The following is a 14,308-nucleotide window of genomic DNA, read 5'->3' as shown; positions in this document are numbered from 1 at the left end:
CTTACCTGCGACGGCCTCGCGCCCTGTGGTGGCCACTGGCGCGATGCTGCTTGAAGTTGCGATGCTGCGCGCGACGCACCGTTGCCCTGCTGCGCGCATGTGCGTGCCGGTTGACATGCTTGGGGCGCGTGGCGGCAGGAGTCCACTTTTTATTGCTGCGCTTCTGCCACTGACCTGCCTGCTTACGATAGACCTGCCCCTTACGATTGGCATAGACGTTGTTCCGGTGCGCCTTAGGTGCGGGACGCGGACGCGCCTTTTGTGTCGGCCTGGCCTTGGGTGCCGGCCTCGCTTTGGGTGCCGGGCGAGCCTTGGCAACCGGTTTATGCGCAGGTCGCTTGGCAGGCTTGGCCTTTGCAATGGGCTCTTTTGGGGAAAGCTTCTTGGTGGGCAGGTCGCGCTTCTGCGTCGGCCGCTTGGCTACCTTGTCCTGCAGCTTCGCCCGATCGATCTTCTGGGCCTTTTGCGCCAACTTGTCCCGGTCAACCTTTGCCGCCTTGTCGGCCAGCGCCGCACGGTCAATTTTACTCGCCTTTTCTGCAAGCTTTTCACGGTCTACTTTGGAGAGCTTGTCCTGGACCTTATCGCGATCAACATTGGAGAGTTTTTTCTTAACCTTGTCTCGATCGACATTAGCCAGCTTGTCCTGCACCTTGTCGCGGTCGACATTGGAGAGTTTCTCCTTGACCTTGTCTCTATCGACATTGGCCAACTTGTCCTGCACCTTGTCGCGATCGACATTGGAGAGCTTTTCCTTGACCTTGTCTCGATCGACCTTGGACAAGCGGTCTTTCAATTTTCCCTTGTCGAAGGCCGAACCGATTACGGCACCCGCACCCGCTGCAGCACCAATCTCGGTCAGGCGATCGCGAATCGCGTCATGGTCACCAGACTGCAGGGCGTCACGGAAGTTTTTGCGCTGCTGCTCCGAAATTTTTGGCAGGCGCGTACGATCGCGATCGATTTTTGCCAGCGCATCCTTGCGCTGATAAAGACTTGGCCGCATGTAATTATTGCCGATATTGATATTGCCGATGTTGATGTTATCGATATCAATATCCACATTGTTCCAGCCCGGCCTGTAACCACCGGGGCCAAACCAACCGTGTCCCGGCCGCCCGTGCCAATAGTTGTGGTGATGGTGATGCCAGTAGCCACCGCTGTGCCAGCCGAAATGAAACGGGCCGTTATTCCAGGCCAGGCCAAAACCCCAGCCCGTCCAGGGGTTGTAGTTCACGCGGAACCCCCAGGTAGAGCTGTACGGATAGTAGTACCTCGGCCCTACCCAGGGCCGGTAATAATAGCCGGTACCGTAAACCACTGTCGGCCCGTAGACATAGCTTCCTGTGTAGCCCGGGGTATAACCAACGTAGACAACGTCCGGGTCTGAATCATAGACCTGCACATACTTTACGTTGTAATGGGGATTGGAAGGCGGGATCTTCTGTACATCCGGTGGCACCACCTCCGACACGCTCCAGGGGCCGGTCGGTGTAGTGGAGACGTACCAGACCCCCTCAAAGACCGCAAAATACAGATCGTCCCAGAAAATAATCGGGTCGGCCGTATTTCTGGCGTATTTCAGCTCGGTGTTCTCGATAGGAACAAACTGCGGCTCGCCGTCATAACTCACGTCGAGATCAACGTTGTCCTCGCGCTTTACCGCTGCCGTGGTCGGCACCTGGGCATCAATGATTGCCTCGCGTGCGGCATCGGTTCCGGCCACAAACGCGAGTACATCCGCATGATCACTGCCTTCCGGAATTTCCGAAAATGCCAGTGGTAGCTTTTCCGAGGACACATATTCCCAGGCGCTATCCAGTGCCTTCGCGCGATACCAACGGCCAGAAATCAGGACATAATACTGCCCGTCGACCTGGAAAATGTCGTCCGTGGTATTGCTTACGATCTTGAGGTCTCCCACAAGATCTTCCAGTTCAGCCTTACCCTCTGTAACAATCAGCTCCACCGGCTGCTGTGCGACATAAATCTGCGGCGTGGTTTCCGGGGTCAGGGGCTCCTGTGCCTGCCCTTTGGCTTCCGGCTGCTCTACCAGCGAAGTGATTTTCTCAGGCGCCTGCGGCTGGTACTTCCAGCCGCGCTCCAACTCTTCTGACTCGAACCAGACATCAGTGGCGACATTCAGAAAATAGCGCTTCGCTTGCGGATCGTAGATCAGCGGATAAGGTGTGTTAACGACCGTCTGCAGGTCTGTTTTTTCTATGTCGCGGATCACCGGCTCGCCATCGAGCGGCACTAGCAATGCGGGTTTGTCGGAATAGATTATGCGCGGCGGTTTTGTCTGCAGGCTCTCCGCTGCCTGACGCTCCTGCTCCGCGCCGCTCAGTGAGGTCAACAGGTCGTCCAGTGAGGCCTTGAGCTCCCAGCCCGGCACTTCCTGTTTGACCAGTGCCCTGAACTCCTCGGAGTTGTCTGTTTCCCCTTCCTGAAAATAGACGTCGATCACATCAATCGAAGCCAGAGAAAAACTCCTGTCTTCCCGGTCGACATCGATCACCGATGCGAACCAGGCCGTACCAAAAACGGGTGGTTTATCTTTGGGGGTATAGGAGATTACCGCATGGGAAGTGAGCGTATCGCCCTTCAGTGCATCATTTTGCGGCTGGTAGATCTTGAACAACCCACCATCCGCTGATTCGATTTCCCGAGGCCAGCGGTGTGGATGATCCTCATCCTGCTCCTGTGCATACGCTGGCTGCAGCAGTACCAGGCTGTCCAGTCTTACTTTGCGCTCTACATTCACTGCAACCAGCAGCATCGCGGTCAAGACCGCACCCAGGATCCAGTACTTCATGCTTCGGCCCCTGTTTCACCCTGACCAGCACCCGGCAGCTACTGGCACAGCGTACTCCCACCACCCCCGGAGGAGGCAGTGCCTGATACATGAGTATAGATGCGCCGTGGAAAAGCGCGCCGACCAGGTCGACGCACTGTTCACACAAGGGCATGCGGCTTAAGCGAGGTGCTCCCGAACCAGGCTTTCAGCAAGGGACCAGTCGACCTCCTCAACGGACTCGATTCCGAGCGCAAGGCGATCGAGGATTCTTTGGTTGATTGCTCCGCGGCGCTGGGCTTCCGCATAGGGGATACGCTGGAACATCACCATGCCATAACGGGGAGTGAATAATTCTGGCCATCGGTTCTGCAACCCGAAACCAATCGCTTTTTTCAGCAGGAATTCTGGATCGCTCACGGAATCCCGCATCTCGATATAGTTTTCCAGGGCCATATCGGCAATGGCATTGCCATTTGGCGCACGCAGACGGTCGTATTCAGAAAATACCCGCTCCCAGTCCGCACCGAACTCCGCGATACATTCATCGAGAACCGCACAGTCCTCGAAGCCGCAATTCATGCCCTGCCCATGGAAAGGCACCACCGCGTGGGCCGCATCGCCGATCAGGACTGCCTTGCCCCCAAGGTGCCATGGTTCGCATCGCACCGTACCGAGCTTGCCCGTGGGATTACTGAAAAAGTCGTCTACCAGTCCCGGCATCAGGGCATCCACATCGGGGAAGTATTGCTCAAAGAACTCAAACACCGACTCGCGTGTTTGCAACGCATCGAAGCTTATTGCTCCCTGGTTCGGCAAGAACAGGGTCACCGTGAAACTGCCATCCATGTTGGGCAGCGCGATCAGCATAAAGCCGCCACGCGGCCAGATATGCAAAGCACCTTTTTCAATCTGAAAAGCCCCGCCATTGCCAGCGGGAATCTCCAGCTCCTTGTAACTGTGGTCCAGTGGTTGAAGGTAGTCACGCCCGTCCTGCGCACTAACCAGCGCCTGCCGCACCCTTGAACCGGCACCATCGGCGCCGATCAGACGATCAAACACCACGCTTTTCTCCGAGCCCGTTTCCTCACAGACAAATACGACCCGGTTGCTGTCAAAGTCGACGGACTCGACCCGGTGCTCAAAGAAAAAGCTAACGTTACCGGTCTCTTCCGCCGCATCCAGCAGCAGCCGGTTTAGGTCACCGCGGGAAATCGAGTAAATGACCTCCTCCTCGCGCTGACCATAGGGCTGGAAATTTTGCTCGCCCTTCTGGTCATGGATCATGCGGCCACACATCGGGATCATCATTTCCCGGACCTTCTCCATCAGACCGAGCTGTTCCAGCGGATAGATACCACGATTGGCCAGTGCCAGGTTGATCGAGCGACCAGCGGAGATATCGTGAGCACGCAAATCCATCCGGCGCTCATAGACCTCCACCTCGAAGCCGCGGCGCCCGAGAAAACAGGCTGCCATGGCGCCCACCAGGCCGCCACCCGCGATGACGATCTTTGCTCTGTCTTTTCTAGTCATGCTCATCACTCATTGCAGGCAGACTTGAGGATCTGCACAAACCGGAAAACATCCTCGAAACTGTTATAGAGGGGGACAGGCGCAATCCGGATCACGTTCGGCTCACGCCAGTCTGAGGTAATACCAGCCGCTTCCAACCGCTCAAACAGCTCCCGACCGCTCAGGTGCTTTGCGTCGCAACAAAGTGAGAGCTGGCATCCGCGCTGTTGCGGATCTTCCGGTGTGATCACCCGGATAAACTCTGACACCTCGGTATCCAGTAGAAAACGCAGGTACCCGGTCAGTTTTTCGGATTTCTGACGCAGGGGTGCCATGCCGCCGGCCTGCATAAAGACATCGTAGGACGCGCGAATGGCAGCCAGGGACAGGATTGGCGGGTTGGATAACTGCCAGCCCTCAGCCGTAGGAATCGGTGTAAACCGGTTTTCCATCTTGAAGCGGGTTTGTTTGTCGTGCCCCCACCATCCGGCAAAACGGTTGAGCCCGGTATTCTCCGCGTGGCGCCTGTGCACAAAGCAGCCCGCGACCGATCCGGGGCCGGAATTGAGGTACTTGTAGGTGCACCAGCAGGCAAAATCCACATTCCAGTCATGCAGTTGCAACGGGATGTTACCGACGGCGTGCGCAAGGTCAAAACCGACAACAATGCCCAGCGCCTGCGCCGCACGGGTAACCCTTTCAAAATCGAGCACCTGTCCGGTGTAGTACTGGACCCCCGGCAGCAGCATCAATGCGATGGAATCACCCTGTGCGGCTAACAACGTTTCAATATCTTCCTGCCGCAGTAGCTCCTCCCCTTCGCGCGGCTTGAGCAGAACCAGCCCCTCTTCCGGGTCAATGCCGTGATGGCGTAACTGGCTCTCTACCGCATAATAGTCAGAAGGGAAGGCGTGGTCTTCGATAACAATCTTGAAACGGGTTTCTGTTGGCCGGAAAAAGGTCACCATCATCAGGTGGAGGTTCACCGTGAGAGAATTCATCATCACGACTTCATCGGTGTTGGCACCCACAAGGCTCGCCGCCGCTTCCGTCAGGAACTCGTGGTACGGCATCCACGGGTGCTCACAATCGAAATGGCCCTTGACCCCCAGCTCGGCCCACTTATCCAGCTCCTGCGCGACATACTCGCGTGCAAGCTTCGGCTGCAGGCCAAGTGAGTTCCCGCACAGATAAATTTCCTCAGCGCCATCGCTGGTCCGGGGAATCGAAAACTGTCCCCGGAACGATGCCAGCGGATCCTCCCGGTCCATGCGCTGCGCAAATTCCAGGCCCGATTGAAATTGCATGGGTATTACCTCTCTTGTTCTTTTTTCTTATTCTGTTTTCTTACGCTTGCTCAACCGGTACCAGCACGGGTCGACTTGGCGCGGCGTCAGTCTGGAAAGCCGGGACTTGCAGATTCAGGGCGTAGTGCCCATCCTGCAGCGACTCCGGTACATACACCATTTCGGTTATGGTGCGCCGCTGCTGAGCATCTTCATCCAGCTGAGCCGAGCCACGGGCAATCGCCCAGAAAAGCCGGTGGTTGGACAACTGTCCCTCATCGTACATTTTGTCCACGCTGGGAAAGTCCACCAGCAGGTGATCGAAATACTCGCTGACCAGCGCCATCGCATCCGTGGTCAGGAACACCGGAGGGCGGTCATCGTCATAAACCCGCTGGCGCTTCTCCAACTCGTTGGGCAGCGTGCGGATTACCAGTGCACTGCAGTCTCCCAGCTGTTCAGGGAATTCCACGGCATCCAGCGCCTCCAGTAGCGCCCTGCGAGTCACTACCCTGTCTGCGGGTTGTGGATTGGGCCAGTATTCCTCATCGCTCCTGCCCAGGTCGACAGGCTCAACTGAAAGTAGCAGACAGCTCTGCAACAACGGCAGCGCCAATTCGCCAACAGGTACCGACTGGTGAACGATATGGGCAATGGATTCGGTATGGGTGCCGTTACAGTGTGGTGTCAACTGCAGCGTTGCTACGTTACAACTACCGCCACGTCGGGTATCGCCCACAAACCCCTCACCCGCTACGACGGTAGCAGTGGCGTTCGGCACACCAAAATGATTCGGTTGCGGACCGTCAAAAATCAGCGGTATCGCGATACTCGTAGCGCGCTCCTCACACAGCCGGTAACGCATACCACCCAGTTCGATAAAGGACGCCATAATCAGCCCCCCAGGAACCGGGATTTATCCAGTCCCAGCCACTCCAGCGCCGTACCGTGCAGCAGCTTTGCCTGCACGTCCTCGCTGTATCCCATGGACCGGATCAGTTGGCCCGGCTCCAGTTCCCCCAGCGGGAACGGATAATCGCTCCCCATGGCGATGCGTTCTGGACCTACCAGCTCAAGCAGGTAGTTCATCATCTGCGGATCATGCACCAGGGAATCGAAATAGATCCGATCGAGGTAATTGCGTGGATTGATGGGATTGTCCACCGCACACAGGTCCGGCCTGACATTGAAGCCATGTTCAATGCGGCCTATGGTCGACGGAAAAGACCCACCACCGTGAGCGAAGGCCACCTTGAGGCGAGGGAATTTTTCGAAAATGCCACCAAAAATCATCGAGCAAATGGCCAGCGACGTTTCCGCTGGCATGCCCACCAGCCAGGGCAACCAGTAACGCTGCATCTTCTCGCGTCCCATCATCTCCCATGGGTGAACGAATACAGAAGCACCGAGCGCCTCCGCCGCTTCCCAGACCGGATAAAGTTCCGGCACATGCAGGTTCCAGCCATCCACATTGGAGCCAATCTGGATGCCGGCCATACCGAGTTCCTTTACGCAGCGCTCGAGCTCCTGCACCGCCAGGTCCGGTGCCTGCATCGGTACCGTGCCCAAGCCAACAAAGCGATGCGGGTGATCTGCCACCACACCGGCAATATGGTCGTTGAGCATCCGTGACAGGTCGAGGGTATGCTCGGGCTTTGCCCAGTAGCTGAACATGACGGGTACGGTCGAAAGCACCTGAACATGCACACCGTGTGTATCACACTCCTGCATGCGCACACCGGCATCCCAGCAATTGCTCTCCACCTCACGGAAGAATTTTTCCTCCTGCATCATGCGCGCGCAACCGCACTTGTGGTGATCGAGGTGAATAAACCCACCGTAGCCGTACCGTTCTTTCAGGTCTGGCCAGTTCTTGGGCAGGATATGGGTGTGTATATCTATTGTCAGCATTATGCCCCCGGTGCTTCCATCACGTGCCCACAGGCACTGCACGTACGGTGCTCCTCAGATGAGAAGAAGCGGTCAAATACCGGGGGGAAATCCTGCTCGATATTCCGCAGGTGAAAATACTCTTCATAAAGCAAGCTTTCACAAGCATCGCAGTACCACTGCAGGCCATCCTTCTCCTCCGGCAGGCGAGTGCGCTCGATAACCAGGCCTACCGTATTTTCGAATCTCTGAGGGGAATGCGGTACGTTCGGCGGCAGCAGGAATATTTCCCCTTCCCTGATCGGCACATCAACAATCTTGCCGTCCTGCACGGTTTTCAGGAGCATGTCGCCTTCCACCTGATAAAAGAACTCGGGGCCTTCATCCACATGATAATCTTTTCGGGAATTTGGCCCACCGACGACCATGATGAAAAAGCCGTTTTCCTCAAACACCAGCTTGTTGCACACCGGTGGTTTCAGGTACTGGCGGTTATCTTCAATCCATTTCTGAAAATTTATCGGGGGCATCATACTTTTCATTATTATCAAGCCTCTTGGATTTTGTAGGAACTCAGTCGATAGTGGCGATGCACTTCAACTCGATGCCAATAGGTGTTGGCAGGGAAAGTACCTCTACCGTAGTCCGGCACGGCTGGTTGTCCTTGAAATATTCCGCGTAGATCGCATTGTAGATTTTGAAGTCATCTTTCATATTGGTCAGAAACACGGTGACATCCACCAGCTGATCCCAGCTCGAACCGGCGTCTTCCAGAATCGCGCGCACATTGGCAAATACGGAGTGACACTGTTCGGCAATATCGTAGGATGCAATATTTCCCTTGGTATCCAGAGTCACACCCGGGATTTCCTTACTGCCCCTTTTGCGCGGGCCGACACCAGACAGGAACAGCAGGTTGCCCACCTTGCGTGCATGTGGATACAGCCCGACCGGTTCCGGCGCCTTGGAGGAATGTTTTGTTTCGCTCATGACACTTACTCGTAATTTATGCAGACATTTTTTGGCTCGGTGAAGAAGCGCAGGGCTTCCAGCCCGCCCTCGCGACCGACGCCGGAATTCTTCACGCCACCAAATGGCGTGCGCAGGTCGCGCTGCAACCAGCAGTTCACCCAGACAATGCCGAATTCAAGCTGTTTGGCTACCCGATGGCTCTGGCGCAGATCCTCGGACCAGACAGAGGCTGCCAGGCCATAGTCAGTACCATTGGCCAGCGCAACGGCCTCTTGCTCGGTTTCGAACGCTTGCAGTGTTGCAACGGGCCCAAAAATTTCCTGTTGATTGGTTTCACAATTCAGCGGCAACCCTTCAATCAGCGTCGGCGCCACAAAATAGCCATTCGCGCAGCGGCCCTCTGGCACGATACGTTCACCACCGCACAGGACGGTACCACCCTCCTTACGTGCCGAATCGATTGCCGCCAGAACCTTTTCCATATGCGCCTGCGATACCAGTGCGCCCTGCTCCACTGGAGTGGACGGGTCGCCGACACGCATGCCGCGCACCTTGTCGAGCAACCTTCGGCTGAATTCCGGATAAATGCTTTTTTCCACATAGATCCTCGAGCCACATAGGCAGATCTGCCCCTGATTCGCGAATGCCGCGCGCGCCACGCCCTCCACGGTCTTTTCCATGTCGCAGTTTGCGAATACCAGTGTGGGGTTCTTGCCACCAAGCTCCAGGGAGAGCTTCTTGAACTTTGGCGCGGCCAGTGATGCGATATTCGCTCCGGTCACGGTACCGCCGGTAAATGAAATCGCCTTGATTTTTGGATGCACTACGATGGCATTGCCGACCTCATTGCCAAGCCCATGCAGGATATTCAGAACGCCCGCCGGTAGCCCCGCCTCGATGCACAGTATTGACAGCATAAATGCCGTCTTTGGCGTGACCTCCGAGGGTTTGGCAATCACGCAGTTGCCCGCGGCCAGCGCCGGCGCGATCTTCCAGGTGAACAGGTAAAGCGGCAGGTTCCAGGGGGATATGCAACCTACAATGCCAATCGGGTCGCGCAATGTGTAGTTGATCGCGGCTTCACCCATGGCGTGGGATTCGGAGGCAAACTGGGTGATGGCACGGGCAAAGAAACGAAAATTACTCGCGGCACGCGGTATATCCACGGTCTTCGCGAGTGCCAGTGGCTTGCCGTTATCTTCGGATTCCGCCGCAGCCAGTACCTCCAGGTTCTGCTCGATCAGGTCCGCAATACGTTCCATGATCGCGGCACGCTGCTCCGGCAGGGTCGCCTGCCAGGTCGCCTGCGCCCGCTCTGCCACCGCAACGGCGTTGTCTACGTCCGCCTCGCCCGAGCGCGGAATCCTGCCGTACACTGCCCCTGTCGCGGGGTTGATGTTATCCAGGTAGGTCCCACTTTGGGGAGCGACCAGCTCACCACCGATATAGTTGGCCAGCGTTTCCATCACAGGCACCCGGTGCGACCACCATCCACTGGCAGGTTGACGCCGTTGATGTAGCTCGCCGCGGGAGAGGCCAGGAATGCAACGGCAGATCCAAATTCATGGGCCTCGCCGAAGCGACGCATCGGGATAATCGATTTTTCCTCTTCCGCCATCTGCGCTTCACTGACCCCTGCCTTTTTCGCCTTATTGGTAATGATCGCTTCGAGACGGACAGTATTGGTTGCGCCCGGCAGGACGTTGTTCACAGTGATATTGAACTGGCCGAGTTCGCTGGCCAGCGTCTTGGCCCAGCTGGCAACCGCGCCGCGCACAGTATTGGAAACGCCAAGTCCATTCAGCGGCACTTTGACCGAGGTGGAAATGACATTGATCACGCGGCCGTAGCCCGCCTCCTTCATGCCCGGCATTAGCGCCTGAACCAGGTTGTGGTTATTCACCAGGTGCAGGTTAAATGCATCAACAAACGCCTGCGAGTCAGCCGCATTGGCCAGGCCCGGTGCGGGGCCGCCAGTGTTATTCACCAGAATTTGAAAACTCCCGGTCTCCGCGAGGTGACGTTCAAGGGCATCCTTTACCGCAGCAGGATCGGTAAAGTCCGCTACCAGCACATGGTGCTGCTGGCCCTTGCTGGTATCCAGCTCTGCAAGCACTGCCTGCAGTTTTTCCGTATTGCGGGAGAACAGTGTTACGGATGCACCGAGCAGTGCCAGCTCAATCGCACTGGCCTTGCCAAGGCCTTGGCTTGAACCACATACCAGTGCACGCTTTCCTGTAAGGTCGAGATTCATCTTATTATCCGTTATCGATTCAGTTTTTATTTTTTGCCGCATTCTGTAATTGTGACAGGGTCACTGACGGGGACAGTGCCTCCAGCGGCAGACGAAGTTCAATCAGTCCGGGTACGCCGGCTGCTCTTGCGGCTTCGAACGCAGGAAAGAAATCCTCTGTCCGGTCAACTGAAGCACTATGGAAACCGTAGGCCGATGCGAGTGCCGCAAAGTCGGGGTTGAGCAGTTCTGTGGCCATCACCCTGCCCGGGTAATTCTTTTCCTGGTGCGTTCGAATGGTGCCGTAGCTGCCGTTATTGACCACCAGGACAATAATATTGGCGCCGTACTGTTTTGCGGTCGCCAGCTCCTGCATCGTCATCTGCAGGCAGCCATCGCCAGCGAAGCACAACACGTCCCTGTCGGGGTGACGCAGTTTCGCCGCTATCGCGGCGGGCAAGCCGTACCCCATGGAGCCACTGATAGGTGCCAATTGAGAGTGCGCTGCACGATATCGGTAATAGCGGTGCACCCACACCGTATAGTTGCCCGCGCCGTTACAGATGATGGCGTCCTCCGGCAGCTGCTCACACAGGTGTTGCACCAATTCACCGTACTGCAGTGTTCCGGGAATCGTACCCGGTGTGGACCAGGCCTCGTAACTTGCCCGTGCCTCGCTGACCCAGGCTTTACGTTGCGGCAGGATGTCCTCAGCAGGCGGCGTTTTCAGGAGCGCCTCGGCCACCGCTTCCACCTGCGAGACCATCGCGATATCGGGCTGGCGTACGCTGACGAGCTCATCCGGGCAGGGGTGCACGTGCACCAATTTCTGATTACCAGATGCAACAAGAATTTCGTAATTCTGGGTAACGATTTCACTCAGGCGCCCGCCAAGCACAAGCACCAGATCTGCGCTTTCGATGCGCTGCCGCAATGCCGGGTTGATGCCCAGTCCGCAATCGCCGATGTAATTCGGGTGACTGTTGTCGAAGCGATCCTGGCAACGAAATGCGGCCACCGCCGCGACCCCATGTGCCTCGCAGAATGCCTGCAGCAGTTCCCGGGCCTCATGATTCCAGCCACTTTCCCCACAAAGCACGAGCGGCCGCTCGCTGACTGCCAGCAGTTCCTGCAAAGCCACCAGGTCAGACTGCGCAGGTGCCGCTACCGGGATAGGAGGAACGCTTGGCAGGGGGTGGAAGCTGCTGGTTTCCCGCAGCATGTCTTCCGGCAGCGCAATCACCACCGGTCCGGGTCGCCCTGACATGGCCACGGCAAATGCCCGGTTAATGTATTCAGGCAGGCGCGTAGGCGACTCGACCTGTGCGATCCACTTTGCCATCTGGCCGAACATGCGGCGGTAATCGATTTCCTGAAAGGCTTCGCGGTCCTGCTGGTTGCGGGCCACCTGGCCGATAAACAGTACCATCGGTGTAGATGCCTGATAGGCGACATGAACCCCTGCACTGGCGTTGGTCGCGCCCGGTCCCCGGGTGACGAAACAAACGCCGGGCCTGCCTATCAGGCGTCCGTCGGCCTCTGCCATCATGGCGGCACCGCCTTCCTGCCGACAGGTAACCATTTCAATATCGGGGGCATCACACAGCGCGTCCAGCACAGCGAGATAGCTCTCACCGGGTACACCGAAGGCTCGATCAACACCCTGCGCCTGCAGGCTTCTGACCAGAATCTGGCCGCCGCTGAGCGTCTCGGGGGACTGCCCGGGCGACGATTGGATATACGTCATAATTCAGCCAACTTCTTATCTTTATTAATGTTGGATGGCTGCAATATAGCGTATCGAGACAGGGAAAACAGTGAACGCCGGGGTGCGGCGGGAGGCACGCTCCGCTATAGACAAATACGCTGAATCAGACGCCAGATGCAATATATTGCTTCAAGCAAGAGCATCCTCGCAGAGAATGATAAGAGCAGCTGGCGAGCAGCCCCGGACGTAAGCAGCACCGTCCGAGGCATACCAGAGGAAACCCTATTGCCTGCCCTTCTTGATGAACTCCTCTACCACATTCGACATATCGAAGGTCTTGCCCCCCTGCACCGGCGGATACTTGGCCAGTGACTCCAGGTGCTGCTGCATCAGTTCACCCATCGGGGCAATCAACCAGGAAACTTTCTGCATTAAATGACCGTAAGAGTCGGAGCTGTCATAACTCTCGTAGGGATCCATGCGGATATTGAATACCAGCGGCACAGTGCGTGGAATTACGTTTGCGTAATAGTCCTCCTTGGTGGAGAAGTGGAACTTCCAGGGTCCCATACGCATCGCGGTGAGCTTGCTCTCGTAATAATGAAAGATGTGGTTCCGGCTGGACCGATCGGCCTTGCCCATCCAGTACGGCAGGTTATTGACCCCGTCGATGTACTGTTTCTTTTCCTTCATCATGCGCTCAACGACGTCATCCACGCCTGCAACCGCTGCCAATGTGGTAAACAGGTCCTGGTGCCCCTGAATGCCATTAAGCTTGGAGCCTGCTGGGATTTTCCCCGGCCAGCGCACCATTAGCGGTACGCGGATACCGCCTTCGTAGGTGGTCATCTTCTCGCCGCGGAATGGCGTGGTCGCGCCATGCGGCCAGGAGGAGTGCTCCGGGCCGTTATCGGTGGAGTAAACGATAATGGTGTTCTCATCCAGCCCCATATCCCTGAGTGCTTTCAGTACTGCACCGATATCGTCATCGTGCTGCAGCATGCCGGCACCATGGTAGTCTGCCTCGCTGGTGTACTTTTCAACCTTTTTCAGCCATTCATCTTCAATGCGGGTATAAAGATGCATGCGGCTGGTATTGAGCCATACAAAGAAGGGCTCGTCCGCGTCCTTCGACTTTTTCATAAAGTCGATTGCCAGCGGAATCACCTCCTTGCGATCGAAGTTTTTCATCCGCTCCTGAGTGAGCGGTCCGGTATCCTTGATGGTCTGCTTGCCCACAACACCGAAGCGCGGGTCCTCGGTCCTGTCCATCTTGTCGGTCGCAAACGCATGCAGGACCCCACGGGTACCGAATTTCTTCTCATACGACTCCAGGCTGCCGGAATATTCCTTACCGAAATTCTGGTAATCACGCTGCTCGGCTTCCTCTTGGGTGTTCAGGTGATAGAGGTTGCCAAAAAACTCATCGAAACCGTGTACCGTCGGCAGATGTTCATTCCTGTCGCCCAGGTGGTTCTTGCCGAAATGCCCGGTCCGGTAGCCTTCTTTCTTCAGCACCTCCGCCAGCGACGGAGATTCCTTCTTCAGACCCAGCGCATCGCCCGGCTGCCCGACAGTCGTCATACCGGAGCGGATCGGGTATTGCCCGGTAATAAAAGCTGCTCTGCCGGCGGTGCACGAGGGCTGCGCGTAGTGATCCGTGAAGATGGCCCCTTCTTTCCCGATACTGTCGAGGTTCGGCGTCTGGTAGCCCATCACGCCGTGGTTATACACGCCCAGGTTTGACCAGCCGATGTCGTCACCCCAGATCACCAGAATATTGGGCTTCTCTGCGGCAAGCGCCATGCAGGCATAAATTGAAAAGAATGAAGCGACGAGAAAACGAATAAAGCGGCGCATCCGGTACCTCCAGGGACTTCCAGTCAGGAAATTCTAGTAAAAATTTCCAG

The 14,308-nt window shown here is 56.7% G+C and carries 11 protein-coding genes; all 11 read right to left on the bottom strand.

Annotation, left to right across the window (positions count from 1 at the left end; all coding sequences use genetic code 11):
- Position 1 precedes the first annotated feature (1 nt).
- The 11 genes from QSJ80_RS05615 to QSJ80_RS05565 all read right to left on the bottom strand — a co-directional run bounded on the left by QSJ80_RS05615 (position 2) and on the right by QSJ80_RS05565 (position 14,258).
- Positions 2 to 2,815 carry a hypothetical protein gene (locus QSJ80_RS05615; RefSeq protein WP_285763380.1) on the bottom strand — a complete coding sequence of 938 codons (2,814 nt, stop codon included), beginning with the start codon at positions 2,813 to 2,815 and terminating at the stop codon, positions 2 to 4.
- A gap of 159 nt (positions 2,816 to 2,974) precedes the next feature.
- Positions 2,975 to 4,330: an FAD-dependent oxidoreductase gene (locus tag QSJ80_RS05610; RefSeq protein WP_285763379.1), complete on the bottom strand. Its 1,356-nt coding sequence runs from the start codon at positions 4,328 to 4,330 to the stop codon at positions 2,975 to 2,977.
- Between the two features lie 5 nt (positions 4,331 to 4,335).
- On the bottom strand, positions 4,336 to 5,616 hold the full coding sequence (gene kynU, locus QSJ80_RS05605; protein WP_285763377.1) for a kynureninase: 1,281 nt from the start codon (positions 5,614 to 5,616) through the stop codon (positions 4,336 to 4,338).
- Positions 5,617 to 5,656: 40 nt separating this feature from the next.
- Positions 5,657 to 6,487: a cyclase family protein gene (locus QSJ80_RS05600; protein WP_285763376.1), complete on the bottom strand. Its 831-nt coding sequence runs from the start codon at positions 6,485 to 6,487 to the stop codon at positions 5,657 to 5,659.
- Positions 6,488 to 6,489: 2 nt separating this feature from the next.
- A complete protein-coding gene (locus tag QSJ80_RS05595; protein ID WP_285763375.1) occupies positions 6,490 to 7,506 on the bottom strand; it encodes an amidohydrolase family protein in 1,017 nt (338 codons plus the stop codon).
- Positions 7,506 to 8,018, bottom strand: a complete 513-nt coding sequence (locus QSJ80_RS05590; RefSeq protein WP_285763373.1) for a 3-hydroxyanthranilate 3,4-dioxygenase — start codon at positions 8,016 to 8,018, stop codon at positions 7,506 to 7,508. Before QSJ80_RS05590 ends, QSJ80_RS05595 begins: the two co-directional genes overlap by 1 nt.
- Positions 8,019 to 8,058: 40 nt before the next feature.
- Positions 8,059 to 8,475 (bottom strand): RidA family protein, encoded by a 417-nt coding sequence (locus tag QSJ80_RS05585; RefSeq protein ID WP_285763371.1) that lies wholly within the window; start codon positions 8,473 to 8,475, stop codon positions 8,059 to 8,061.
- A gap of 5 nt (positions 8,476 to 8,480) precedes the next feature.
- Positions 8,481 to 9,923 carry an aldehyde dehydrogenase gene (locus QSJ80_RS05580; RefSeq protein WP_285763370.1) on the bottom strand — a complete coding sequence of 481 codons (1,443 nt, stop codon included), beginning with the start codon at positions 9,921 to 9,923 and terminating at the stop codon, positions 8,481 to 8,483.
- Positions 9,923 to 10,711, bottom strand: coding sequence for an SDR family oxidoreductase (locus tag QSJ80_RS05575; protein ID WP_285763369.1), 789 nt, complete (start codon positions 10,709 to 10,711; stop codon positions 9,923 to 9,925). The genes QSJ80_RS05580 and QSJ80_RS05575 overlap by 1 nt, the downstream gene beginning before the upstream one ends.
- A 19-nt stretch (positions 10,712 to 10,730) precedes the next feature.
- Entirely contained in the window at positions 10,731 to 12,437 is a 1,707-nt protein-coding gene (locus QSJ80_RS05570; RefSeq protein ID WP_285763367.1) for a thiamine pyrophosphate-binding protein, read from the bottom strand.
- A gap of 243 nt (positions 12,438 to 12,680) precedes the next feature.
- Positions 12,681 to 14,258: an arylsulfatase gene (locus QSJ80_RS05565; protein WP_285763365.1), complete on the bottom strand. Its 1,578-nt coding sequence runs from the start codon at positions 14,256 to 14,258 to the stop codon at positions 12,681 to 12,683.
- Positions 14,259 to 14,308: the final 50 nt, after the last annotated feature.

It is taken from the genome of Biformimicrobium ophioploci, assembly GCF_030270605.1.
GTDB classification, from domain to species: domain Bacteria; phylum Pseudomonadota; class Gammaproteobacteria; order Pseudomonadales; family Cellvibrionaceae; genus Biformimicrobium; species Biformimicrobium ophioploci.
This window is presented reverse-complemented; position numbering and strand designations above follow the sequence as displayed.